General features: G+C 63.1%; 23 protein-coding genes. 9 read left to right on the top strand and 14 right to left on the bottom strand.

The annotated features are described in order from the left end of the window. Positions 1–17: 17 nt before the first annotated feature. The 3 genes from M8523_RS00630 to M8523_RS00620 are packed head-to-tail and all read right to left on the bottom strand — an operon-like array spanning position 18 to position 2,557. Positions 18–1,442 (bottom strand): ATP-binding protein, encoded by a 1,425-nt coding sequence (locus M8523_RS00630; protein WP_282582886.1) that lies wholly within the window; start codon positions 1,440–1,442, stop codon positions 18–20. Continuing rightward, positions 1,420–2,121 (bottom strand): response regulator transcription factor, encoded by a 702-nt coding sequence (locus M8523_RS00625; protein ID WP_282582885.1) that lies wholly within the window; start codon positions 2,119–2,121, stop codon positions 1,420–1,422. Before M8523_RS00625 ends, M8523_RS00630 begins: the two co-directional genes overlap by 23 nt. 13 nt (positions 2,122–2,134) lie before the next feature. After that, positions 2,135–2,557 (bottom strand): PepSY domain-containing protein, encoded by a 423-nt coding sequence (locus M8523_RS00620; RefSeq protein ID WP_282582884.1) that lies wholly within the window; start codon positions 2,555–2,557, stop codon positions 2,135–2,137. Between the two features lie 74 nt (positions 2,558–2,631). Between M8523_RS00620 and M8523_RS00615 the strand changes: the two genes are divergently transcribed. Both M8523_RS00615 and M8523_RS00610 read left to right on the top strand, forming a co-directional pair. Then, entirely contained in the window at positions 2,632–3,534 is a 903-nt protein-coding gene (locus M8523_RS00615; RefSeq protein WP_282582883.1) for a TrmH family RNA methyltransferase, read from the top strand. Between the two features lie 33 nt (positions 3,535–3,567). Next, on the top strand, positions 3,568–4,488 hold the full coding sequence (locus M8523_RS00610) for a dihydrodipicolinate synthase family protein (protein WP_282582882.1): 921 nt from the start codon (positions 3,568–3,570) through the stop codon (positions 4,486–4,488). Between the two features lie 207 nt (positions 4,489–4,695). Here M8523_RS00610 and M8523_RS00605 read toward each other — a convergent pair whose 3' ends face one another. Next, on the bottom strand, positions 4,696–5,487 hold the full coding sequence (locus M8523_RS00605) for a hypothetical protein (RefSeq protein WP_282582881.1): 792 nt from the start codon (positions 5,485–5,487) through the stop codon (positions 4,696–4,698). Positions 5,488–5,771: 284 nt separating this feature from the next. Here M8523_RS00605 and M8523_RS00600 point away from each other — a divergent pair, with 284 nt between their 5' ends. The 3 genes from M8523_RS00600 to purU all read left to right on the top strand — a co-directional run bounded on the left by M8523_RS00600 (position 5,772) and on the right by purU (position 8,858). Continuing rightward, a complete protein-coding gene (locus M8523_RS00600; protein ID WP_282582880.1) occupies positions 5,772–7,403 on the top strand; it encodes a phytoene desaturase family protein in 1,632 nt (543 codons plus the stop codon). 32 nt (positions 7,404–7,435) lie between these two features. Beyond that, positions 7,436–7,909 carry a nuclear transport factor 2 family protein gene (locus M8523_RS00595; RefSeq protein ID WP_282582879.1) on the top strand — a complete coding sequence of 158 codons (474 nt, stop codon included), beginning with the start codon at positions 7,436–7,438 and terminating at the stop codon, positions 7,907–7,909. 97 nt (positions 7,910–8,006) lie between these two features. Next, positions 8,007–8,858 carry a formyltetrahydrofolate deformylase gene (gene purU / locus M8523_RS00590; protein ID WP_282582878.1) on the top strand — a complete coding sequence of 284 codons (852 nt, stop codon included), beginning with the start codon at positions 8,007–8,009 and terminating at the stop codon, positions 8,856–8,858. On the opposite strand, the gene M8523_RS00585 is transcribed toward purU, so the two are convergent. The 5 genes from M8523_RS00585 to M8523_RS00565 all read right to left on the bottom strand — a co-directional run bounded on the left by M8523_RS00585 (position 8,855) and on the right by M8523_RS00565 (position 14,947). After that, positions 8,855–9,907, bottom strand: a complete 1,053-nt coding sequence (locus M8523_RS00585; RefSeq protein WP_282582877.1) for a glycosyltransferase family 2 protein — start codon at positions 9,905–9,907, stop codon at positions 8,855–8,857. The two genes, purU and M8523_RS00585, sit on opposite strands and share 4 nt — an antisense overlap. Continuing rightward, complete coding sequence (locus M8523_RS00580) at positions 9,904–11,412, bottom strand: oligosaccharide flippase family protein (RefSeq protein WP_282582876.1); 1,509 nt, start codon at positions 11,410–11,412, stop codon at positions 9,904–9,906. Before M8523_RS00580 ends, M8523_RS00585 begins: the two co-directional genes overlap by 4 nt. Positions 11,413–11,449: 37 nt before the next feature. Further along, positions 11,450–12,469: a glycoside hydrolase family 5 protein gene (locus tag M8523_RS00575; protein WP_282582875.1), complete on the bottom strand. Its 1,020-nt coding sequence runs from the start codon at positions 12,467–12,469 to the stop codon at positions 11,450–11,452. 34 nt (positions 12,470–12,503) lie between these two features. After that, positions 12,504–13,856 carry a hypothetical protein gene (locus tag M8523_RS00570; RefSeq protein WP_282582874.1) on the bottom strand — a complete coding sequence of 451 codons (1,353 nt, stop codon included), beginning with the start codon at positions 13,854–13,856 and terminating at the stop codon, positions 12,504–12,506. Positions 13,857–14,251: 395 nt separating this feature from the next. After that, complete coding sequence (locus tag M8523_RS00565) at positions 14,252–14,947, bottom strand: cell wall hydrolase (RefSeq protein WP_282582873.1); 696 nt, start codon at positions 14,945–14,947, stop codon at positions 14,252–14,254. Positions 14,948–15,259: 312 nt separating this feature from the next. Here M8523_RS00565 and M8523_RS00560 point away from each other — a divergent pair, with 312 nt between their 5' ends. After that, positions 15,260–15,697 (top strand): TerB family tellurite resistance protein, encoded by a 438-nt coding sequence (locus M8523_RS00560; RefSeq protein WP_282582872.1) that lies wholly within the window; start codon positions 15,260–15,262, stop codon positions 15,695–15,697. Positions 15,698–15,730: 33 nt separating this feature from the next. Here M8523_RS00560 and M8523_RS00555 read toward each other — a convergent pair whose 3' ends face one another. The 4 genes from M8523_RS00555 to M8523_RS00540 all read right to left on the bottom strand — a co-directional run bounded on the left by M8523_RS00555 (position 15,731) and on the right by M8523_RS00540 (position 18,120). Beyond that, positions 15,731–16,342, bottom strand: coding sequence for a hypothetical protein (locus M8523_RS00555; protein ID WP_282582871.1), 612 nt, complete (start codon positions 16,340–16,342; stop codon positions 15,731–15,733). A 99-nt stretch (positions 16,343–16,441) separates the two neighbouring features. After that, entirely contained in the window at positions 16,442–16,627 is a 186-nt protein-coding gene (locus M8523_RS00550) for a YodC family protein (RefSeq protein WP_282582870.1), read from the bottom strand. Between the two features lie 82 nt (positions 16,628–16,709). Then, positions 16,710–17,618, bottom strand: coding sequence for an oxygen-dependent coproporphyrinogen oxidase (gene hemF / locus M8523_RS00545; RefSeq protein ID WP_282582869.1), 909 nt, complete (start codon positions 17,616–17,618; stop codon positions 16,710–16,712). After that, positions 17,605–18,120, bottom strand: a complete 516-nt coding sequence (locus M8523_RS00540) for a tRNA (cytidine(34)-2'-O)-methyltransferase (RefSeq protein ID WP_282582868.1) — start codon at positions 18,118–18,120, stop codon at positions 17,605–17,607. The genes hemF and M8523_RS00540 overlap by 14 nt, the downstream gene beginning before the upstream one ends. Before the next feature lie 268 nt (positions 18,121–18,388). Here M8523_RS00540 and petA point away from each other — a divergent pair, with 268 nt between their 5' ends. From petA to M8523_RS00525, 3 genes are read left to right on the top strand one after another with little or no spacing between them, the layout of a single operon-like run. Beyond that, complete coding sequence (gene petA / locus M8523_RS00535) at positions 18,389–18,919, top strand: ubiquinol-cytochrome c reductase iron-sulfur subunit (protein ID WP_282582867.1); 531 nt, start codon at positions 18,389–18,391, stop codon at positions 18,917–18,919. Between the two features lie 45 nt (positions 18,920–18,964). After that, positions 18,965–20,248: a cytochrome b gene (locus M8523_RS00530; RefSeq protein ID WP_282582866.1), complete on the top strand. Its 1,284-nt coding sequence runs from the start codon at positions 18,965–18,967 to the stop codon at positions 20,246–20,248. A gap of 38 nt (positions 20,249–20,286) precedes the next feature. Next, positions 20,287–21,171, top strand: coding sequence for a cytochrome c1 (locus M8523_RS00525; protein ID WP_282582865.1), 885 nt, complete (start codon positions 20,287–20,289; stop codon positions 21,169–21,171). Between the two features lie 277 nt (positions 21,172–21,448). On the opposite strand, the gene M8523_RS00520 is transcribed toward M8523_RS00525, so the two are convergent. Next, positions 21,449–21,817 carry a hypothetical protein gene (locus M8523_RS00520; protein WP_282582864.1) on the bottom strand — a complete coding sequence of 123 codons (369 nt, stop codon included), beginning with the start codon at positions 21,815–21,817 and terminating at the stop codon, positions 21,449–21,451. Between the last annotated feature and the right edge of the window lie 26 nt (positions 21,818–21,843).

Raw genomic sequence — 21,843 nt, 5'->3', positions numbered from 1 at the left:
AAATCTTTGCATCGGTTCTAGGGAAGAAGCAACGTGGCGCGAAGTCCACCAAGCCGACTTTCGTCGAGCGTGAGCATTCCGCCATAGACACCGGCAAGATCGACGACGATCGAAAGGCCCAATCCCGACCCGGGCTTGGTTTCGTCCATGCGCCGCCCGCGCCGCGTCACGACGGAGCGCTCGTCCGGCGTCAATCCCGGTCCGTCGTCCTCGACCACGACGGCAACGCCGGCCACGAGGTCGCCCTGCCGGGCCGGCTCCACCGTCACCGAAACGCGCTCAGCGGCCCATTTTCCGGCATTGTCGATGAGATTGCCGGCCATTTCCTCGAAATCCTGCCGCTCACCCCGAAAACGCAGGCCGGGCGGGACTTCGGCCGTGAAGACCACCGCACGGTCGCGATAGATCTTGTCGAAGGTGCGGATCAACCCGTCGACGACGGGTTGCACGTCGGTGACCGTGCCGATCACGCTCGAACGCGCGGCCGCGCGCGCGCGCTCAAGATGATAATTGACCTGCTCACGCATGATCCCCGCCTGTTCCCGAACCTTTTCGGCGAGGGCTTCGCTGTCCGGCGGTGCCGTATCGGCCTCGTTCAGGATCACGCTCAACGGCGTCTTCAAAGCATGGGCGAGATTGCCGACATGCGTGCGGGCTCGCTCGACGATCTCACGGTTGGAGGCGATGAGCAGGTTGAGTTCGCTGGCCAAGGGGAGAATATCACGGGGAAAGCTTCCCATGATCCGCTCCCCTTCGCCGCGACGAATGGCGGCGACGCCATTCTGCAGACGCCGCAACGGCCGAAGTCCGAATCGGACCTGGAGGGCCGTGCTGCCGACGAGCAGCAACGCCAACAGCGAAAATGTCAGGCCGACCGCGAGTTCGAATCGCACGATGTCCCGCTCGACGTCGTCCGGCGTGGCGGCGACCTGGACCAGGAAGCGTCCCTGCTCGCCGGCATCGATCAAGCGCTCGACGATCCGCAGCCGTCGGTCGTCAGGACCTTTCGCGAACGCCTTTCGGGCGCCATCCATCCCCGGCTCGACCCCGGCGTCGACGAGTTTGGGGAGACGTTCCGCGAAGAGTGAATTCGAGGCGCGGATGTCGGGCATCGGCGTGTCGAGACGGGTGACCTGCCAATACCAGCCGGAGAGCGGCAGGTCGAACAGCGGTTCGCCGAGCTGTCCGATCTCGGTGCGCTGATCGTCGCCGGGGGCCGCAAGCTCCGCCACGAGAGCCCGCAAGTAAACGCCGAGGCGGGCGTCGAAATCTCCTTCCGAGGTCTGCCGGTAGATGGCCGAGAGAATCAACCCTGCGATCAGCAGGATCACGCTGCTCCAGAAGGCCGCGGACAGGAACAACCGGGTCGCGATGGAGCGCCGCCCCAACCATCGCGACAAGGCCACGCGGCGCCAGGCGCTAAGGCTCGCGCTTGCCGGCACGTGGTCCCTCGCGGTTCGGCTCGGTGGCCTCGATCAGATAGCCGAGGCCGCGCATCGTCTGGATGACCTCGACGCCCAGCTTCTTGCGCAATCGCCCCACGAAGACTTCGATCGTGTTGGAGTCGCGGTCGAAATCCTGGTCGTACAGATGCTCGACGAGTTCGCTGCGCGAGACGATGCGTCCGGCATGATGCATCAGATAGGAGAGAAGCCGATATTCGTGGCTGGTCAATTTGATGGCGTTGCCATCGACCACCACGCGTCCGGCGCGCGTGTCGAGACGCACCGGGCCGGCCACGAGTTCGACGGTGGCGTGGCCGGTGGCCCGCCGAAGCAGAGCGCGAATGCGCGCCAGAACCTCCTCCATGTGGAAAGGCTTGGCGACATAGTCATCGGCCCCGGCATCGAAACCACGCACCTTGTCGGACCAACGGTCACGTGCGGTCAGGATCAGGACAGGCGTGATCTTTCCGGCCGCCCGGAGCGATTCGAGCACCGAGATCCCGTCCTTCTTCGGCAGGCCGATGTCGAGCACGATCGCATCGTAGGGCTCGGTCTCGCCCAAAAACAGACCTTCTTCACCGTCGAAGGCACGGTCGACCACGTAGCCGGCGCCTTCCAGTGCTGTCACCAGCTGCCGGTTCAGATCCCGCTCGTCCTCGACAACAAGAAGCCGCACCCGTCACTCCCGTTTACTTGGCGCCGTGGGGAGCGGCCAGGATCGCACCGCTATGGGCGTCGACCATAGTGTGTGAGACACGCCCGTCACGCCGCAGCACCGTCACGTCATACACGAAAACGTCGCCATAAAGGCAAAGCTGTAGCCCGACCGCGTCACCGCCCGGCTGATTGCGTGACACCTCGCCAAAGGCCCGGAAGGGCGCGATAAGGCGCTGCGTGATCAGAAGCTCACGCGCTTGGTTGGGGGACATGCAGGCGTGCACGCGCTCGCTCTCGGCCCGGAGCGGCCCGATCGAGGATATCACAAGACCAAGAACCGCTATGGCGGCGGTACGCGCGCCGGGCACCATCCCTCCAAGATAGGTCCGCGCCCTGAATAGGCCATGAATAACGTCCGGCACTCGCTCCATGCCGTGGACCTTGCTTTCGGACATCCGTTGCGCTTTGAGGAAACGCGCTGCGTCCAGACTTCGATCATGAGGGTCGGACCCGCCGCCTCCGAGGTTACGTGACACGCAAGCAGAACGGATCACCTGGAACGCGCTCTTCGTTCGGCAAGCCTTCGGAACGAACGCCTGGGGGGAGGACTTCCGACTCGAAGCCGCCACGCGCGCCGAGAACCGAGTCTCCGAAAAACGAGCCTCGGACGAACCGCGCCTCGCACGGGCGCGACCGCCATCGGGGCGACCCCGATCTCGTCACGCTGTGGGGCTTTCACCCTGTGCGCGAGGTCTTGCGGTCCGAGCGCCGCACGATCGTCCGGCTTCTCGCGACCGATGCGGCAGTAGGGCGGCTCGCGGCCGAGATCGCCGCACGCGAGTTGCAGCCTGTCATCGTGTCAAACGACGATCTCGCGGCCCGGCTGCCGCGCGATGCCGTCCATCAGGGACTGCTGATCGAAGCCCGCCCGCTCGCGGCGCTGGATCTTGACGACCTGCCGGAGCAAGGGCTGGTGCTGGTGCTCGATCAGGTCACCGACCCGCATAATGTCGGCGCCATCCTGCGCACGGCCGCGGCTTTCGGGGCCGCGGCGTTGATCACCACCGAGCGCCATGCCCCCGACCTGACGGGCGTGCTCGGCAAGGCGGCCTCCGGCGCGCTTGAACATGTCCCCATCATCACGATCGTCAATTTGGCGCGCGCCCTGGAGGCATTGGGAGACCGCGGCTACACCCGGATTGGCCTGGATTCGGAGGGCGCCGTGCCGCTGCAGACGGTCGAGGTCGCCAAAGCGACCGCGCTGGTACTCGGCGCCGAGGGAAAGGGACTGCGACGATTGACGCGGGAGAATTGCGACGTGATCGCCAAGCTCGATTTTCCTGGGCCGATCAAGAGCCTCAATGTGTCCAACGCCTGTGCGGCTGCTCTGACGATGCTACAGCTCCGCGCCGCGGCAGATCCAGCGGCCTGATCGTTAGGCCATAAAACAGGGAGTCACACCACCATGGTCACGCATCCGCTGCGCGGGGTTTTCCCCGTCGTGCCCACGACCTTCGACGAGCGCGGTGCGCTCGACATCGAGAGCCAGAAGCGCTGCCTCGATTTCATGATCGACGCCGGCTCGGATGGTCTCTGCCTCCTGGCCAATTTCTCCGAGCAGTTCGTGCTGTCCGACGAGGAGCGCGAGACCCTCACCCGCGTCATGCTCGAACACGTTGCGGGCCGTGTGCCCGTGATCGTGACGACAACCCACTTCAGCGCCAAGATCTGCGCGGAGCGAAGCCGCCGGGCGCAGGACCTCGGCGCGAGTCTCGTCATGATCATGCCGCCCTATCATGGCGCGACGATCCGGGTGCCGGAGGTCGGCACCTTTGGGTTCTTCCGAACCGTCTCGGAGGCGATCGACATCCCGATCATGATCCAGGACGCGCCGGTGAGCGGCACGGCGCTGTCGGCGCATTTCCTGGCCCGCATGGCGCGGGAAATCGAGCACGTCTCCTATTTCAAGATCGAGGTGCCCGGAGCGGCGAACAAGCTGCGGGAGATCATCGCGCTCGGGGGCGACGCGGTCGTCGGTCCATGGGATGGCGAGGAAGCCATCACGTTGATGGCCGATCTCGACGGCGGCGCCACCGGTTCGATGACGGGCGGGGCCTACCCGGACGGCATCGGCCCCATCGTCCATGCCTATCTGGCCGGCCGTCGCGAAGACGCGATGGAGCGCTATAACCGCTGGCTGCCGCTCATCAACTACGAGAACCGCCAATGCGGTCTCCTGGCCGCGAAAAGCCTCATGAAGGAAGGTGGCATCATCGCCTGCGAAGACCCGCGCGCGCCTGTCACGCCGCTCCATCCCGAAACCCGCAAGGGATTGATCGAGGTGGCCCGCCGCCTCGATCCGGCCGTGCTGCGCTGGGGAAAATGAGGCGATTGCCCCGGCAGCGCTGGAGCGCGTTGCCGGGGCAAGAACCTGATCGGACCTCAACGACCTTCATCCCGAGGCGGCCGGAATGGTCGTAGCCAGGGAAATGCTCGAAACGCCGCCTGCGTCGGCCTCTCAATTGGTTCAAACTAAATAGCCGCTGGCTTCGCTCGCAAGGAACGAAATGGCTCTTCGGTTAGATGAGTCAGCTCAGCGCCAAACCAGGTGGCGACGCCTGTGTCCGACCCGGACGATGCGCGGTCCGCAGGTGCAACCTCGGTAGACCACGGCATGACGGCGGAGGACGATCACCCGTGGCCCCGCCCCGTAGGAGCCGGACCGGTAAGCCGGCAGACCGCCCGGAGACCCATAGGCACCGGCCGACGACCCGGAGCTGTAGTAAGGCATAGTGGAAGGCGCGCCCGAGCTATAATAGCCAAGCTGCGGCGCGGCGCCGTATCCGGCTTGCTGATAGGCACCGGCCATCACGTCGGGTTCACCATAGACCGCACGGAGCGGGCGCTCGGTCGCCCATCCGGCAAGGCCACCACCGGTGGCGTAGCCCGGACCGGAGGTGGCGCTATCGGCCGTGCCCCAACCTGTGCCGCCGCCCGCGAATGGATTTCCGGAATTGCCGATCAGGCCCACGAGGCCGGTGCCGCTTGTGGCCCAGCGGGTTGCCGGGACATAAGCCTGCCGGTATCGCGGCGCATAACCCTGCACGGCACTTTGTTGATAGGCCGCCTCACCGCCGCGCCATTGCGAGCCGGCGAACACCCGGGGATCCTCCGCGCGAACAAAACGGCGCCGCTGCCATCCCCGCCGCTCATCCATCCCATGCCCATCATAGCCGTAAGCATCGGGACGAAGATGCAGCGTGCCGGAAACAGGCGGCAGGGTGCTCTCTTCGTCATAGCCAGACATGTCTTGAGCTTGGGCCATGACGGGAAGCGCCGCGAGGGTGAGACCTACACCAAAGGCCGCGAGGAAACGAGTACGCATGAACCAACTCCTGGACCGGGAGAGGCCTCCCTCCAGTCTCCATAGCGCCGTTGGAGCCGAGCAGCGTCTGAGTTCTTTCCAAGTGGTTAAGAGCCGTCGGCCGATTTGCGCGCATTTGACGGCGCGGGCGCAAGACAGTCTTTAAAACCGTCGAGAGGCGGGACGTCCGCGTGCAACTCTTTGGCAGACGTTTCAAAATAGGCGGCTTATCATCGGCCCGATCAGGGTTACACGCGACGCCCCCTCGCGAACCCGAAACGCCTCAGCCGTTGGGAGACGAGTGCATGACCGTTGCCGCCGATACGACCGTGGGCAAGAGTTACGATGCCATCATCATCGGGGCGGGACATAATGGCCTCGTCTGCGCCAACTATCTCGCACGCGCCGGTCTCAAGGTTCTGGTGTTGGAACGGCGTGACGTCGTCGGCGGCGCGGCTGTGACGGAAGAGATCGCGCCGGGTTTCAGGGCCTCCATCTTCTCCTACCTGATGAGCCTGCTGCATCCGCGCATCATCAAGGAATTCGAACTCAAGCGACATGGCCTCGAAGTGCTGCCCTGCTCGGATATGATTTCACCGCTGGCCGGCGACGACTACATCCTGTTCTCGGAGAGCATTCCGAAGACGCAGGCGAGTTTCGCCAAATTCTCGAAGCACGACGCCCAGATCTATCCAGAATTCGACCGCTACCTGAACGAGGCGGCCGACATCGTCCGCAAGCTTCTCTGGGAAACGCCGGTCGACCCGACCAAGCGCGACTGGCGTACATTCAAGGACGGTGCCTCGCTCTTGTGGAGGTACCGCAAGATCGGCCGCAAGATGTACCGCATCGCCGACATGCTGACGATGAGCGCCTACGACTTCCTCCGCGAATGGTTCGAGGACGACCGCGTGATGGCGGTGTTGGCCTATTACGCCTCGATCGGCACGTTCGCGGGGCCGAAGACGCCCGGCTCGGCCTATGTGATCATGCACCATATCATGGGCGAGCACGAGGGCGCGGGGGGCTGGGGCTTCATCAAGGGCGGCATGGGGGCGATCACGCAGGCCCTTGCGGCCTCGGCCCGTGAAAAAGGCGTCGATATCGTCACGGGTGCCGCGATCAAGGAGGTCCGCATCCAGGGGGGCCGCGCCACGTCGGTGATCACCGACAAGGGCGACACCTATGCGGCAAAGTCCATCATCTCGAACGCCAGCGCCAAGATCCTTTACCTCGACCTTGTCGGCGAGCAGCACCTGCCGGCCCAGGTGACGCGCGAGATCAAGAACTTCCGAACCTTCTCGACCGCCTTCAAGATGAACATCGCGTGCGAGCGGCCGCCGCAATACCGCATCCTCGACCGCATCCGGCAGGAGGGCGCGCTCGGCAACTTCTCCTATCCGACCTACATGCATATCGCGCCCGACATCGACTATCTGGAGCGCGCCTATGACGACGCCAAGCACGGCTGGTACTCGTCCCGCCCCTTCATCACCCCGGTGGTGCCAACAATCGTCGACACCACGCTCGCGCCCGAGGGCAAGCACGTCGTCAACCTGTTCGGCGGCCATGCCCCCTACAAGTTGAAGGGCGCGGACTGGGCGACCGAGAAGGAGAAGTTCAAGAAGACCGTCTTCGACACGATCGAGGACTACGCTCCGGGCTTCTCCAACGACGTGATCGAAGCGCAATTGCTCATTGCCCCGGACATCGAGAACATCGTCAACCTGCCGCAGGGCCACATCTTCCATGGCGAGTTGTCGGCCGACCAATTGTTCTTCCAACGTCCCGTCTCGGGCTATGCGGATTACCGCACTCCCATACAGGGGCTCTACATTTGCGGCTCGTCGATGCACCCCGGGGGTGGGGTGTCGGGGATTCCGGGATACAATGCCGGTCGCGAGATCATGAAGGATCTGAAAGGCAAGCGAGGCTGAGCCACCGCTCAAGCCTTCCAACGAGGTGTTCCATGGCCGAACAACGCCCACCCTTCCCGCCATTCACGCAAGAGAGCGCCATCATCAAGGTCCGCGCCGCCGAGGATGGCTGGAATGGCCGCAACCCGGAGCGTGTCGCCCTCGCCTATACGGTCGACAGCCGCTGGCGGAACCGGAGTGAGTTCTTCGAAGGCCGACCCGCGATCATCGACTTTCTCACCCGGAAATGGGCGCGTGAGCATGAGTACCGCCTCATCAAGGAACTCTGGGCCTTCACCCAGGACCGCATCGCGGTCCGTTTCGCCTATGAGTTCCATGACGAGGCGGGGCAGTGGTTCCGGGCTTATGGCAACGAGAACTGGGAGTTTGACGCCCACGGTTTGATGCGGGCCCGCCACGCCAGCATCAACGATCTCCCCATCGGGGCCTCAGATCGGAAGTTCCACTGGGACCAGGGCGGACCCCGGCCGTCGGACCATCCGGGACTGTCGGATCTTGGGCTTTAGTCACCGAACGTCAGCCCGCGAGCAGGCTTGGTCGGTCTCGCGATTGCGAATGAACCCCGCTGGTTGCTAGAAGCGAGCCAATCGGGGAACATCGACCATGACGGACCACACCTGGATTCTGACGCTGTCGTGCCAGGACCGCCCGCGCATTGTCGCGACCGTGACGAGCGCCATCGCGGTGATCGGCGCCAACATCGCCGAGAGCGCCCAGTTCTGGGATCGCTCGAGCAACCGCTTCTTCATGCGGATCGCCTTCATCGCGCCCGGGACGGTCGATCGGCATTCGTTGGAAGCCGTGCTGTCGCCGATGGTGGCCGATTTCGGCATGAATGTGATGCTGACCCGCGCCGATGAAGTGCCGCGCATCATCATCATGGTCTCGAAATTCGACCATTGCCTCGAGCACCTGCTCTATCAGATCCGCGTCGGCTGGCTGCGGGCCGAGATCGTGGCGATCGTGTCGAATCACGATGCAACCCGAACGGCGGCCGAGGCGGCCGGCATTCCCTATCATGTCTGGCCCGTCAGCAAGGACAACAAGTCCGAGCAGGAAGCCCGCCTTCTCGCGCTCTACCGCGAGACGGGTGCGGATCTCATCGTGCTGGCGCGTTACATGCAGGTTTTGTCGAACGACCTGTCGGGGCAGTTGTTCGGCCACATCATCAACATCCACCACTCGTTCCTACCGAGCTTCAAGGGCGCCAAACCCTATCATCAGGCGCACGAGCGGGGCGTGAAGATCATCGGCGCGACAGGCCATTATGTGACCCCCGATCTCGACGAGGGACCGATCATCGAGCAGGAGACGGAACGGGTCAGCCACGCCCTGTCGCCGGACGATTTCGTGGCCGTCGGGCGCGACATCGAATCGCGGGTGCTGGCTCGTGCCGTGAAGCTCCACCTTGAACGCCGCGTGCTCCTCAACGGCCACAAAACGGTGGTGTTCTAGCTGGAGCCTTCGGGCGCGCCGCCAGGCTGTGCCGTGCCCAAAGCACCGAGTAGCAGCATGTCGCGGATCAGATTGCGCGGCGTAAAATGCCAGCGGCTCCCGACCCGATAGTCGCCATGACAAACGGCCGCGAAGAGCCGCCACAGGCCCTGGCTGGCAGAGGCGCTGTGGTAGAAATCCCGACGCCGCCCTAACGTCTTGTGCAAGACCGCATAATGAGCTTCCGCCGTGGCCAATATCGGTCGGTCGGCCGGCTCGGCGGCGGCGACCATGGCGGCCAGCAGGTCCGCCCGGTTGCGGGCCGCGACGCTCAGGCGGCGATATTCCGCGCGGCGGCTCGCCAGGAGTTCCGCGGCGTCAGGCGAGACCCCGTCCCAGACCGAACGCGGCCCCGAGGTGTTGCGATCGTGCTGCCGGTAGTGCGCCAGCACCTCCGGCACGAAGGCGATCGTGCCGAGCGCCAAGGCCAAAAAGCAGAACCACTGGTCGTGCGCCATCCGCAGGTGCGGTTCGTTCTCATCGCGCGAGAGCGGCCATTGCGACGCGAAGGCCAAGAGGCGGCGGCGAAAGACGAGCGTGAAGCCGATGCTGAAGCAGAACGGCGGTCCGCTCCTGAAGGTGAAGCGTGGCGGCATGTCCCATTGCTGGAAGGTCCGGCCAAGGCTCTGCCCCTGACTGTCGACCAGGAGCACGTTGTGACAGCAGAGCTGCACCTCCGCGTCGTCCAATTGAGCCACCTGGGTGGCGAGCTTTGTCGGCAGCCACACATCGTCCTGATCGCAAAAAGCGATGAGGTCGCCGGTGCAAAGACTCGCGCAATGCAGGAAATTGGCCCGGTAGCCGAGCTGGTCGCGATTGCGATGAACCCGCACCGGAAACGGCGCGGACGCCGCGAAATCTTCGAGGAGGGCGAGCGTCGCGTCGGTCGATCCATCGTCCGTCACCACCAGCTCGTCCGGCAGAAGCGCCTGCGCCGCGAGGCTGTCGAGCTGGTGGCGGAGAAAACGGGCGCCGTTGTAGGTCGCCATAGCGACCGAGAGGGTCGTCATGCGGAAGGCTCGACGCGGGAGACAACATCGTCGAGGGGCGGTTTCGGCGCCCGCCGTATCAGGCGAAGGACGACGCTCTCGGCAAGTCGACGCAGGTCCGCATCCAGGCTCAGAGCCATCGTCAATGCCAAGAGGCCGATGATCACGGTCGCGGCAAGCCCCGCCCAGAGTCTGTCGCCGACGAAATGCGACAGAAGGCCCGCGGCCAGCATCAGAAGCAGCGGCACCATGGCCCGCGCCAGGTCCTCACGCGGCATCCGCGACGCCACATACAGGCACAGAGCATCGATGGCGCAGCGGAGACTCCAGGCCACGGCGGCTCCCATGATCCCGAACAGGCTTGTCGCACCCCACAAAAGGGCCGTGAAGGGCAGGACTTCAGCCGCGTGGAACTTGCCCGTCACATCAGGTCGCCCCTGGCTTTGCAGCAATTCGTAAGGCACGAAAGCGAGGCCATTGACCCAGGCACCGAAGAACAGGAGTTGCGCGACCGGCGCCGCGACAGCGGCACGTTCCGGCCCGATCCAGTAATGGAAGAACAGGGGCGTTGCCACGATGGCCGGAGCACAGATCGCGCCATAGCCGTAGGTCAGCGACCCGAGGGCGCGCCGCGCCAGCCGCCGCGCATCTTCGCCGCCCGCGTGCGACATACGGGGAAACAAGGTCCTGGCCAAGGCCGACGGGAACACCTGGCTGCGCGTGACCAGGTTCATTGGAATGGCGTAAAGCGCGACGGCCGCGACGCCCAGGGTGGACCCGATCACGAACTGGTCGGCGGAGACCAGGATCGGACTGATCACACCCGAGACCGTGATCCATCCGCCGTAGCTGAGAAGCTTGCGCGCCTGCGAGCGGTCGAACTGACGAAACGAAAGCGGCCCCTCGCTGCGCCAGACCACGACCAGCACTGTCACGACCATCAGGCCACGCGCGAGGGCGGCCGCCGGAATGATGAGGGCGAGCGAAGGGCTGACCAGGGCTGCCAGGAGCACCGGCACGATCTGTCCGGCCGCCGTACCGCCGACCTGGAGGCAATTGGCGAGCAGGAAGCGCTCACGCGATTCAAGTGTTCCGATGCCCACTCCAGCGACCAGCGCCATGGGAAACAAGGCGACGACCCAGGGAAAGGCCCGTGCGATCTCCGGCTTCAGATCGTCCGGCACGTTGAGGACATGCTGAAGCAGGTACCCGCCGACACCCGCCAGAATGAGGCTGCCGAGCAGTCCGAGCGCAAGATTGAGTGCGACGGTCGTCACGAGAACCTTCGCCCGATCCGCCTGCGGTGCGTCTCGCAACCGCGCCAGCGCATTCACGGCGGCTCGCGACAGGCCAAAATCCAAGAACCCAAGATAGCCGAGCAGGACCCACACGATCGACAGCACGCCATAGCGCGCGTCGCCGATGTGGCGGATATAGATCGGAACGGTCACGAGCGACACGCCCAGAGGCACCAAGGCGCCCAGGATGTTGATCGTGAAATTGGCCTTGAGGGCGCGAACTCCCATGCCGTCTCCTTGTGTGGCCGTCCATCAAGCCTGACGGCTACTTATATTTGGTCAACACGCTGATCTGCGGCTTGTCGCCGGCCGAGCTCGGTTCGACCGAGAACATGTAATTCCCCCACCACGGCCCACCGGCCCAATAGGTCCAGCCCCGCCAGACATCCCTGTTGGCCGCCATATAGGCCACAAGATCGCTGCCCTCGGCCATGGCATCGGCCGTGGTCGCAAAACCGAACTCGCCAAGAAAGCCTTTCACGTGACGGGACCGCGCCCAGTTCGTGAACGCGACGAGGCTGGTTTTGCCGTTGCCTTTGGCAACCGCGGCGGTGGTCTCAGAACTATACTGGTCGAGATATTGGTGCACTTCATAGGCGAAGTTATTGCCCGGATCCTTCACGCCTGCCATGACCGCGGCATTGTCGGTCGTTGTCCAATTATGTGCCCCGCTCCAGTAGGAGCCGGGCACGAGAATCAGTTGCGTAGCTCCAGCCTTCCGGATGGCTGCCACAGCGGCGTTAACGCCGCTCAGCCATTCACTGGCCGATTGCTGGTTGGGCTCGTTCATCAGGCCGAAGACGACGTTCGGTGTCGTTTTCAATCGCTTGGCGAGTTCGCTCCAGGCCGCGACGAACTCGGTCGTGGCCGCGGCATTCCGGCCGACAAGGCCGGACGGCATAGTGCCGTATTGATGCAAATCGATGGCGACCCAGGCGCCGGCTGTCGCTGCTTGGGCAATAAAACCGGTCAGCGCTTTCCAATCAGGCCCCCCGCCATTGGTCGTCATGCTCGTCGAGAGAATGCGGCTGCTGAGAACGGGGACGCGGAAGAGCTTGAGGCCCTTCTTCGTATAATAGTCTATTTCGGATTTCGTGGGATATGTATAATCGAAGTAGATCCGCGTGCTTGCACTATTATACTCGGCACCCGAAAGATTCACGCCCGTGATCCAGGCCGGCAGCGAGGCAGCCGGGGATGACGCCGCCTGCGCGGCTCCCCCCGAGAGGCTTGCCGCCAGAGCGAGGGTCAAAACGGTCGCTGTATTGCTCCGTGTCTTGCACAAAGTCTCGCTCCTTGGGTTGGGGAGTATCAAAAGCTCAGGCCGTCCGACCCGACGGCATCAGTTCGCCAGAGCGGCGTTCGACTGTCGGGCCCGTGAAGAGCGGGATGGACCGGCCGCGTAAATAGTAGCCCGAATGGCGTGCGATATGCCCGTAGCCGAACCAAAGTAGTGCGGCAGTCTTGATCGAGAAGACCGAGTAGCTGATGAGAAGATTCATCGTGAAGTAGAGGGAAATGGCATGGAGCATGACCTGCGCCAGACGGTCGCGCTGTGGCATCCCGAGAGCTATGAAGGCCCAGATGACCGCCGCGCCGCATAGCGACTGGCTGTAGACCAGATAGGCGATCCCGCTATCCATGACATTGTACGAGAAAGGACCCGAATAGCCGAGAAGGCCTGCCGGGGTGAGGTGAGAGAGGGCCGTGATGCTGCCTGCCGTCCGGCTCGGAAAGTCGTCTCCCAGTGGAGAAATGTGGAAGAGGTTCACGACAATCGCCGAAACGCCGAGGATACCCGGAAGGTAGAGCACGTTGCTGAAGCGAGGCATCAATGGCGCCACGAACCGGACCGCGAGCATCAGCACGATCGAGACCGTCGCAAAGCGGCCATCGCATCCGACAAGGATCATGGCGTCGCTGATGCAGAAGAACACCCGCTGTCTCAAGCTGAGCGACGACCAGCACACGATCATGATCATGGCGACCAGCACGCAATAGTTTCCGAGTGAGACCGGCTCGAGAAAGATCGACGACAACCGATGGATATTGAGCGAGGCGAACAGGAAGCGTTCGCCAGGCCGCGTGGCGCTTACGAAGAGGTCGGAGTCGCCGTTCCAGAACGACTCCGCCTGAAATCCCCGGGTGTTGATATAATAGGACATGACGTTGAAGAGTCGGCCGAAATCGTCCGGCCTGATCGCTTCGAACAGCATCACGGCGAGCACGAGCCACTGCAACTTCACGGTTACGCGGAGCAGATCCCCCGGCGCCGAGGACAGACCGAGAAGAACGAAGACCGGGATCAGCAGCACATCGCGGATGAACTTGGGGTCGAAAGCGCCGCTGCCGAAGCCGTTGGCGATGTTGAAACCCACGATCGCCACGCAGAGCAGGACCCACTTGATCTTGTCGGGCCGCCGGCCATCGATGCCAAGCACAAGAGCCGATGCGGTCAAGGCACCTTCGCAGGCGATCACCACGCTTGAATTCAGGGCCGCACCGTTGGCGTTCACCAAGGCGAGGCCGGCGTTGAAACTACACGCCAGCAGCACGGTCGCGGCGATCGCCGTCTGCCGGCTGACCAAGGTGGAAATCCGGTCGGACCGCCGGGACCTTGACGTTCCGTCCCGATGGTTCTGCTGCCTGCTGGCCACCTCGACTGCCGTCATGCCCGTCTCCAGATGACATCGCCGTTCCAGGCGTGTCTCACATCGGGTCGGTCTTGCGTTCGGACGTGCATGGAGCGCCGTTTTTAATCCGCCTCGGGGACGTTGAGGGTTGCCCGATCCTGCTAGCTGGATTGCCCTCTGGATCTGCCTGCTTCTATTTGTGGTTGTTGTGAACGACTTCGACAGGGGTGTCAAACGATGAGGAAGGTCAAGCAAAACCATCCTTTGGCATGGTTGAACAAAGCAAGTCCGCCCATCGTCATTTCAAATCTAAGTTGAGCGTTGGTGGACCTCTAAGTGCCCGGACCGTTGTGGTTTTTGGTGTCGGGCGCCATTGCCGCGCCCGCCTGTGCGAAACGCGCGCACCCGCCGGGACGCGGAAGGACGCGGCGGACCTAGAGGCGTGGAAAGGACACGTGAGCGACCGCGATGTTCCGGGCGACAGGCCCTGGCTCCGCGAAGGACATCAGCAGATCGTCGATCGTCTGCGGCCCGTGACGAGCCTCGGTTCGCGGCGGCGGCGAGGTTTCCTCCCGGCCTAGCGTCCGCTTCTCATAGAAGGCATTGCCGCCCGCAACTGCGACATAATGCATGTTGGTGTAGGGATAGGTGAGGCCCGCGGTGTGGAAGTACATCGCGCCACCGACCTGTGGATGACGCGCTCCCGCCAAAACCGCATCCGCAACCACAGCGATCCGGGCGCTTTCGCGCGGGTTCATGGGTTTCGTAAGGACCCCGCTCGCATATTGGCCAGACTGCCCGACCACACCGCAGACGGTCTTGGGAAAGCCTGGCGCCGCCACCCGGTTCATCACCGTGGTGCCGACCGCCATCATACCGTCGGGGCTCGACCGGTTGGATTCGAAATACATGGCGCGCGTCATGCACTCGCGATCCGTGAGCAAGGCCTCGGAACCGGGCAGCAACGCGCATCCACCGGCGGATGATGCCAGGATGCTCGCCAACAGCAGGGACCGCATACATCCGGTTCGCGACATCTCGACCATGTGCATCACGAGAGAGGACGCATTGAACGGGATGTTGGTTAAAGCCGCGTTGCGGCGCCTGACCGATGTCGTTCTCGGGGACACGTCGCGAAACGTCCCTTGATGGGGCCCGAAAACCTGCGGTACCTCGTATGACCTTGCCAAGGTTTAATTCACGGCGGTGCCGGTTTCAGGCCTCTCGGCTTGCGCGGATGTGAAATCGCTGGCAGTTTCTATGTATTGATCCGGGCCCCTCTGGCGTTATCGATTTTATCGACGACGCGATGTCGGATCAGTCTGCGCAATGTCTCACACTGATGACATGCCTCGCTGTCGGGGTCCGGCGAAATCTTCGTTCGACCTCCGATCTACGCGACGCAAGAGCGCGCAGCCTTTGACCCAAGGAGGTTTACCTCGATGTATACATCGTCTTCGAATGTTCGCCCCGAGTCGCCCCGCGACGCCCCGACCGCACCTGCCGAGATGTTGTTGGACGCACTCGTGGCCGCCTACGCGTTGATGGCCCATGCGGACGGGGAATTGGCCAGTGCCGAGCGTCGCCGACTCTTCGCCATCATCCGTGACACGCCTGCGCTCGAAGTCTTTTCTCGCGACGACGTGGCCCATGCGGCTGCCGAGCATGAGGCCAATTTCCGGCTCGACCCGGAAGTGGCCCAACAACTTGCCTGGGAGAAGATCGACCCGATCGTCGGACAACGGCGGGCAGCCCACGTCCTGATCGCCGCCTGCCGGGAACTTATCCCAGCCGACGGCGTCGCTCACCCCGCGGAATATCGCGCTCTTGCGGATATCAAGTCACGGCTCGGCGTCGACGATCTGCCGCCCCACGCTTGACCCCCATGCGACCGGCCGGCGCGGCTCGGGTCATCACATGGGCGGCGTGACACCGTTCTTGCCAACAACGAGGCGGCCGCCCGACAGCATGGTGCCGTCCGGCGTCTCGCTCCCGGCCACGAAAACCTTGGCCCCCGTTTTCACATCGTCCTCGGTGGCCGGGACAATGGTCACGATGGGGGTCGAGGGGGAAATTGTGACTTTCTTTTCGCCGCCCTTGTAGCTCAGCATCACGCTGGAGCCGTCGACGCCATCCACCTTGCTGGTGACATTGGCATTCGTCATCGCGCTTTTCGGCTTGAGGTCCCATCCGTAGTCGCCTTCCCCGGTACCACGCATGGCTTCGGGGAACACCACCACTTCGAGAGCCTTGTTGCCATCAGGTCCCGCCACATTGGCCGTGCCGATGAAGGTGCCCGGCTTGATGTCGGCCATGCTGGCAGCGACAACACCGCCAATCTTCCAATCCGCCCCAAGGGTCAGACCAATGTCTTTCCCGTCGACCGTCTTAATCGTCACATGGGACCCCTGCACGGCCGAGACCGTGCCGCGGATATGGGCCATATCGGCGGCCATCGCGGGAGCGGTCGTCAAAGCCCCCACACACAGGAAAGCCGCCCCGAGCCGAAACGTGCTTGTTCGCATCAACATCACCATGGTCGCGTCCGACAGAGCGCCGGCGTTCCCACCTTCAACTAGGGCGGCGTGGCCGCATGAGCAGGCCGACTGGCGCGGAGATGCGGTTCAGCGGTCGTCCACTTCCTCGATTTCAGCTTCGACCAGGCAGAATGACGGCACGGTGCCGGTCTTCACATCATCGGCCACATCACCATACCAAAGGCATTCGACACGGTCTCCGGTCTGGCCCGTGACGATCATCGCCGGCCCGCCCGATTTCAGCTGAACGATCGTTCCTTTTTCAAATTCCATGAGAGGTCTCGCCGCTGCTGGCCGGAAATTCGGCCAAGGTCGAAGGCTCTAGCACGGCAGGATGACAACCGCGACACTGCCGTCACGGCCATTCCACACGCGGCGGCAGCGACGACAGAATCGACGCGACGTTGCCACCTGTCTTCAATCCAAAGATCGTACCGCGGTCGTAGAGGAGATTGAACTCGACATAGCGGCCCCGCCGCACCAGTTGCTCGCGGACCTGGTCAGGGGTAGCCGGCGTTCCCGCATTTCCAACCACAAGGGTGGGATAGACGCCCAGGAACGCATCGCCGACAGCCCGCGTGAAAGCGAAGGGAGCGTCGAACGGGTCGGTCGCGAGATAGTCGTAAAAAATTCCCCCGACGCCGCGCGGCTCATTGCGGTGCTTAAGAAAGAAATAGTCTTCGCACCATGCCTTGAACTTGTCATAGGGCGCGACAGCCGGATGTGCCTCGCAGGCCTGTTTCATGGCCGCATGGAAGGCCAGCGTATCCGGATCGTCCTGGGTACGGCGCACATCGAGAACAGGCGTCAGGTCGGCGCCGCCGCCAAACCAAGCCTTCGAGGTCACCACGAAACGCGTGTTCATATGCACAGCCGGCACATGCGGGTTCCAGGGATGGGCGATCAGCGAAATGCCTGACGCCCAGAAGCGCGGATCCTCCGCCGCCCCTGGAATCTGATTCGCGAATTCGGGGGCGAACTGACCAAAAACGGTCGACGTATGTATCCCCGCTTTCTCGAAGACACGCCCCTTCAGCACCGCCATAATGCCGCCGCCGCCCGGCTCTCCCGTATGATCGGTGCGATGCCATTCTTCCCGTGCGAAACGGCCTGGCTCGGCTGGTGCGCCGGGACCCGCCGGCTCATTCGCTTCAAGGGTTTCGAAGGCTGCGATGAGTCGCACCTGAAGACTCTCGAACCAAGCCCGCGCCGCGTTCTTCTCCGTCTCGCGGTTCTCCGGGTGTGCGGACTCATGCGGATTCATCGTGGCCCTTCGTGTCTGCGGCTTCACCGCGGTCCAGTTGTCGCAGGGCCTCGCCCAGCACCATGCTGGCCGCCACGGCGACGTTGAGCGAGCGCATCGGCGGCCGCATGCGGATCGTGACCTGCAGGTCGGCGACCGCATGGACATCGGGCGGCACGCCGGCCGATTCGCGACCCACCATCAGGATATCGCCCGGCCGGAAGACAACGTCGAGATAGCTCGTTGCAGCGGCTGTGGTCAGCAGAATGAGACGCCGAGCCGGGCGATGATTCAATCGCCATTCCTCGAATGCCGCGAAGGAGCTATGCCGCGCGAGGGAGACGTGGTCGAGGTAATCCATTCCAGCACGCCGGAAATGCCGGTCTGAGACGGGAAAGCCGGCCGGCTCGATGAGCGCAGCCGCGACGCCGAGGCATGCGCATGTCCGCAAGAGCGTTCCGGCGTTCTGCGGAATGTCGGGTTGATAGAGTGCCAGCACCAACGCTGCCGGATCATGAGCCATTGGGAGATCGTGCAGCGCTCCTGGCCGGAGTTCAAGCAGGCAGATAGTGCCCGGATTTCGACACCGCTTAGGTCCTGGCCGCCAGGGCATTTCGGCCTCTGGACAAGAGATTGGAACGGTGCCAAAGACGAAAAGGTCTAAACTTGGGGTCGGTCGTACGCGCTTGATCGCGCGGCGTCCAAAACGTGGCGTTATAGTTCGCGTCGGTCGCCAGGAACAGGCAAACGCCGCGTCGAGAATGCCGCGTTGGTGAGGATTGGAGCATTTCTTGGCTGTCGCAGTCGCATCGCCGGGGACTCCCCCGACACGTAGAGATTTCCTGTTCATTGCAACGGGAGCCGTCGGGGCCGTCGGCATCGGTTCTGTTGTGTGGCCGCTGATCAGCCAGATGAGCCCCGATGCGTCGACGCTGGCGCTCGCCTCGACCGAGGTCGACATCAGCAAGATCGAGCCGGGCGCCATCGTTACCATCAAATGGCGCGGCAATCCCGTTTTCATCCGGCACAGGACCCCGAAAGAGATCAAGGAAGCGCAGGACACGCCTCTGAGCGATTTGATCGATCCGGCGACCGACCAGTCGCGCGTCCAAAAGCCGGAATGGTTGATCGTGCTCGGCGTCTGCACCCACCTTGGCTGTGTGCCGCTCGGCCATGAAGGTCCCTATGATGGCTGGCTCTGCCCCTGCCATGGGTCGCAATACGATGTGTCGGGCAGGGTACGGCATGGGCCGGCACCGAAGAACCTGCTGGTCCCTGAACCGATCGTGTTCCTGACCGATACCAAGGTAAAGATCGGCTGACGCCGGCGTCGGCGACTGGCATCATAAGGATTGAGAGAAACGCCCATGAGCGGTTCAACGACCTTCGTTCCCAAGAACCCGGTTCTGAAGTGGTTTGAAAGCCGTCTTCCGATCATCGGGCTCGTTCACTCCTCCTTCGTGGCCTTTCCAAATCCACGAAACCTGAATTATTTCTGGACCTTCGGCGGCATTCTGGCCTTCATGCTGGTGGCCCAGATCGTCACCGGCGTCGTGCTGGCGATGCATTACACGCCGGAGTCGACGCTCGCCTTCGCGTCCGTCGAGCACATCATGCGCGACGTGAATTTCGGGTGGCTGCTGCGCTACATGCATGCCAACGGCGCGTCGATGTTCTTCATCGCGGTCTACATCCACATCGCCCGTGGCCTCTATTACGGGTCCTACAAGGCGCCACGCGAAATTCTATGGATCCTCGGTGTCATCATCTTCCTCCTGATGATGGCCACGGCCTTCATGGGCTATGTGCTTCCCTGGGGCCAGATGAGCTTCTGGGGCGCCAAAGTCATCACCTCGCTGTTCTCGGCCATCCCACTGGTGGGTGATGCCATCACGGTGTGGCTGTGGGGCGGCTATTCGGTTGGCAATGCAACGCTGAACCGGTTCTTCGCGCTGCATTACCTCCTGCCCTTCATGATTGCCGGGCTCGTTGTCCTGCACATCTGGGCCTTGCATGTGCCAGGTTCGAACAATCCGCTTGGCGTCGAGGTGAAATCGAAGAAGGACACGCTGCCCTTCCACCCCTATTTCACCGTCAAGGATGGCCTCGCGGTCGTCTGTTTCATGCTGTTCTTCTCGTATTTTGTCTTCTACGTGCCGAACTATCTCGGCCACGCCGACAATTATATCGAGGCGAACCCGCTGGTCACGCCGGCCCATATCGTCCCGGAATGGTACTTCCTGCCCTATTACGCGATGCTACGCGCCGTGCCGAACAAGCTCGGGGGTGTCTGCGCCCTGTTCGGCTCGATCCTGCTGCTGGCCTTCCTGCCGTGGCTCGATACCTCGCGGATTCGCTCCGCCAATTTCCGCCCGGTCTACCGCGTGTTCCTCTGGGTCTGGTTCGCGGCCGTGGCGGGTCTCGGCTATTGCGGCTCGCAGGAGCCGGTCGGCGGGATCGTCACCGCGTCCCAGATCCTGACCTTCTGGTATTTCTTCCATCTCCTGGTCGTGCTGCCCCTCCTCGGCTTTTTCGAGACACCCCTCAAGCTGCCTGCCACGATCACGGATGCGGTCCTCTCGACCACGCGTGGGTCGTCCGGCGCGATGGTGGCGGCGCGGACCACTGCAAGTCCATCGGTGGACGGATGATGCGGCTCGAACTCGTGACTCGGAACGGAAAGACGATCATGTCGCCCTTGAGGATCTTCGGCGCTCCGGCTCTCCTGGCTGCCGGATTTCTAGCCGTGGCGGCTCCGGCGCGCGCGCAGGAAGCCGCTCCGGCGCCGCTGCCGCCGAAACAATCGTGGTCATTCGCGGGCCCCTTCGGACGTTATGATCAGGCCCAGTTGCAGCGCGGCTATCAGGTCTACCGCGAGGTCTGCTCGAACTGCCATTCGATGCATTTCGTGTCGTTCCGCAACCTGTCGCAGGCGGGCGGCCCGAGTTTCAGCGAGGGGCAAGTCAAGGCATTGGCCGAGACCTTCAAGGTGCAGGACGGTCCGAACGATGCCGGCGACATGTTTGAGCGTCCGGGACGTCCTTCAGATCCGTTTCCCTCGCCCTTTCCTAATGAGCAGGCCGCACGCGCGGCGAATGGTGGGGCCCTGCCCCCGGATATGTCGGTTCTCGCCAAGGCGCGCGACATCGAGTTCGGCGGGCTGTGGTTCATGCTGCAACCTTTCAGCCAATATTCGGAGCAGGGCGTGGATTACATCCATGCTGTGCTGAACGGTTACCATGATAACCCGCCTGACGGATTCAAGCTTCCGGACGGCAAGTACTACAACGACTACTATCCTGGTCACGCCATCTCAATGCCGAAGCCGCTTAGCGACGGCCAGGTGACCTACACCGACGGGTCTCCGCAGACTGTGGAGCAATATTCCCACGATATCGCGGCCTTTCTCATGTGGGCGGCCGAGCCGAAGCTCGTCGAGCGCAAGCGCATGGGCTTAACGGTCGTCATCTTCCTCGCCGTGTTTATCGGATTGCTCTATGCCATAAAAAAGCGGATTTGGGCCGGAATCCACGACGACACGGGCGTGACGACTGCGGCTCAACCTGGCGAGTAGCGGGTGCCGGGACGTCGGAAGCCTTGAAGGCCACACTGGCGTTGAGATCGTTCGTCTTTGCGCCGTGTGGACTTCAGTTGTTATGCGATTGAGGCGGGCCGTTGCGAAAGCATCCAGCCAGAACTTCGGTGGGATCAGATCGGCCGAAGGCCGGACGTGATCCCACGCTCCCGGCCAGAGACGCTACGGCACGTTAAGATGGAGGCTGACCTCTCCTCAGCATCGACGACCTCACCAGATCTCGCAGCCATTGAGGTCGTCCCGCCTCCGCTTCAGACTACCAGCGGCGCCATCCGTAATGCCGATGCCAGCCATAATAGGGCCGGTGATATCTCCACGGTCGATACCAACCATAGTGGACCGGACGGTAGGAGCGATGCCGGTAGAACCCGTAGGGCCGGCGCCATCCATATCGACGATGAAAACCATAATGGCGCCGCCAGCCATAGTGACGGTGCCAGCCGTAGCGATAACCACGATGCCAGTAGCAGGTTGGCTCGGTGGCCGCAGCCGACGGCTCCGTCTGAGTCGCATGAAGCGGCGCGAGTTGTGGCGGCGTCATCGGCCGCGCCTGCGCCTCACCCTGAACAGCGGCAAGGCCGACAAACGCCAGAGCACCTGCGATCCAGGCTTTCCATCTGCGCATAGTCACATCCTCTTATAAAACTCGCC

It is taken from the genome of Lichenifustis flavocetrariae (assembly GCF_026130545.1).
In the GTDB taxonomy this organism is placed as follows: Bacteria; Pseudomonadota; Alphaproteobacteria; order Rhizobiales; family Beijerinckiaceae; genus Lichenihabitans; species Lichenihabitans flavocetrariae.
This window is presented reverse-complemented; position numbering and strand designations above follow the sequence as displayed.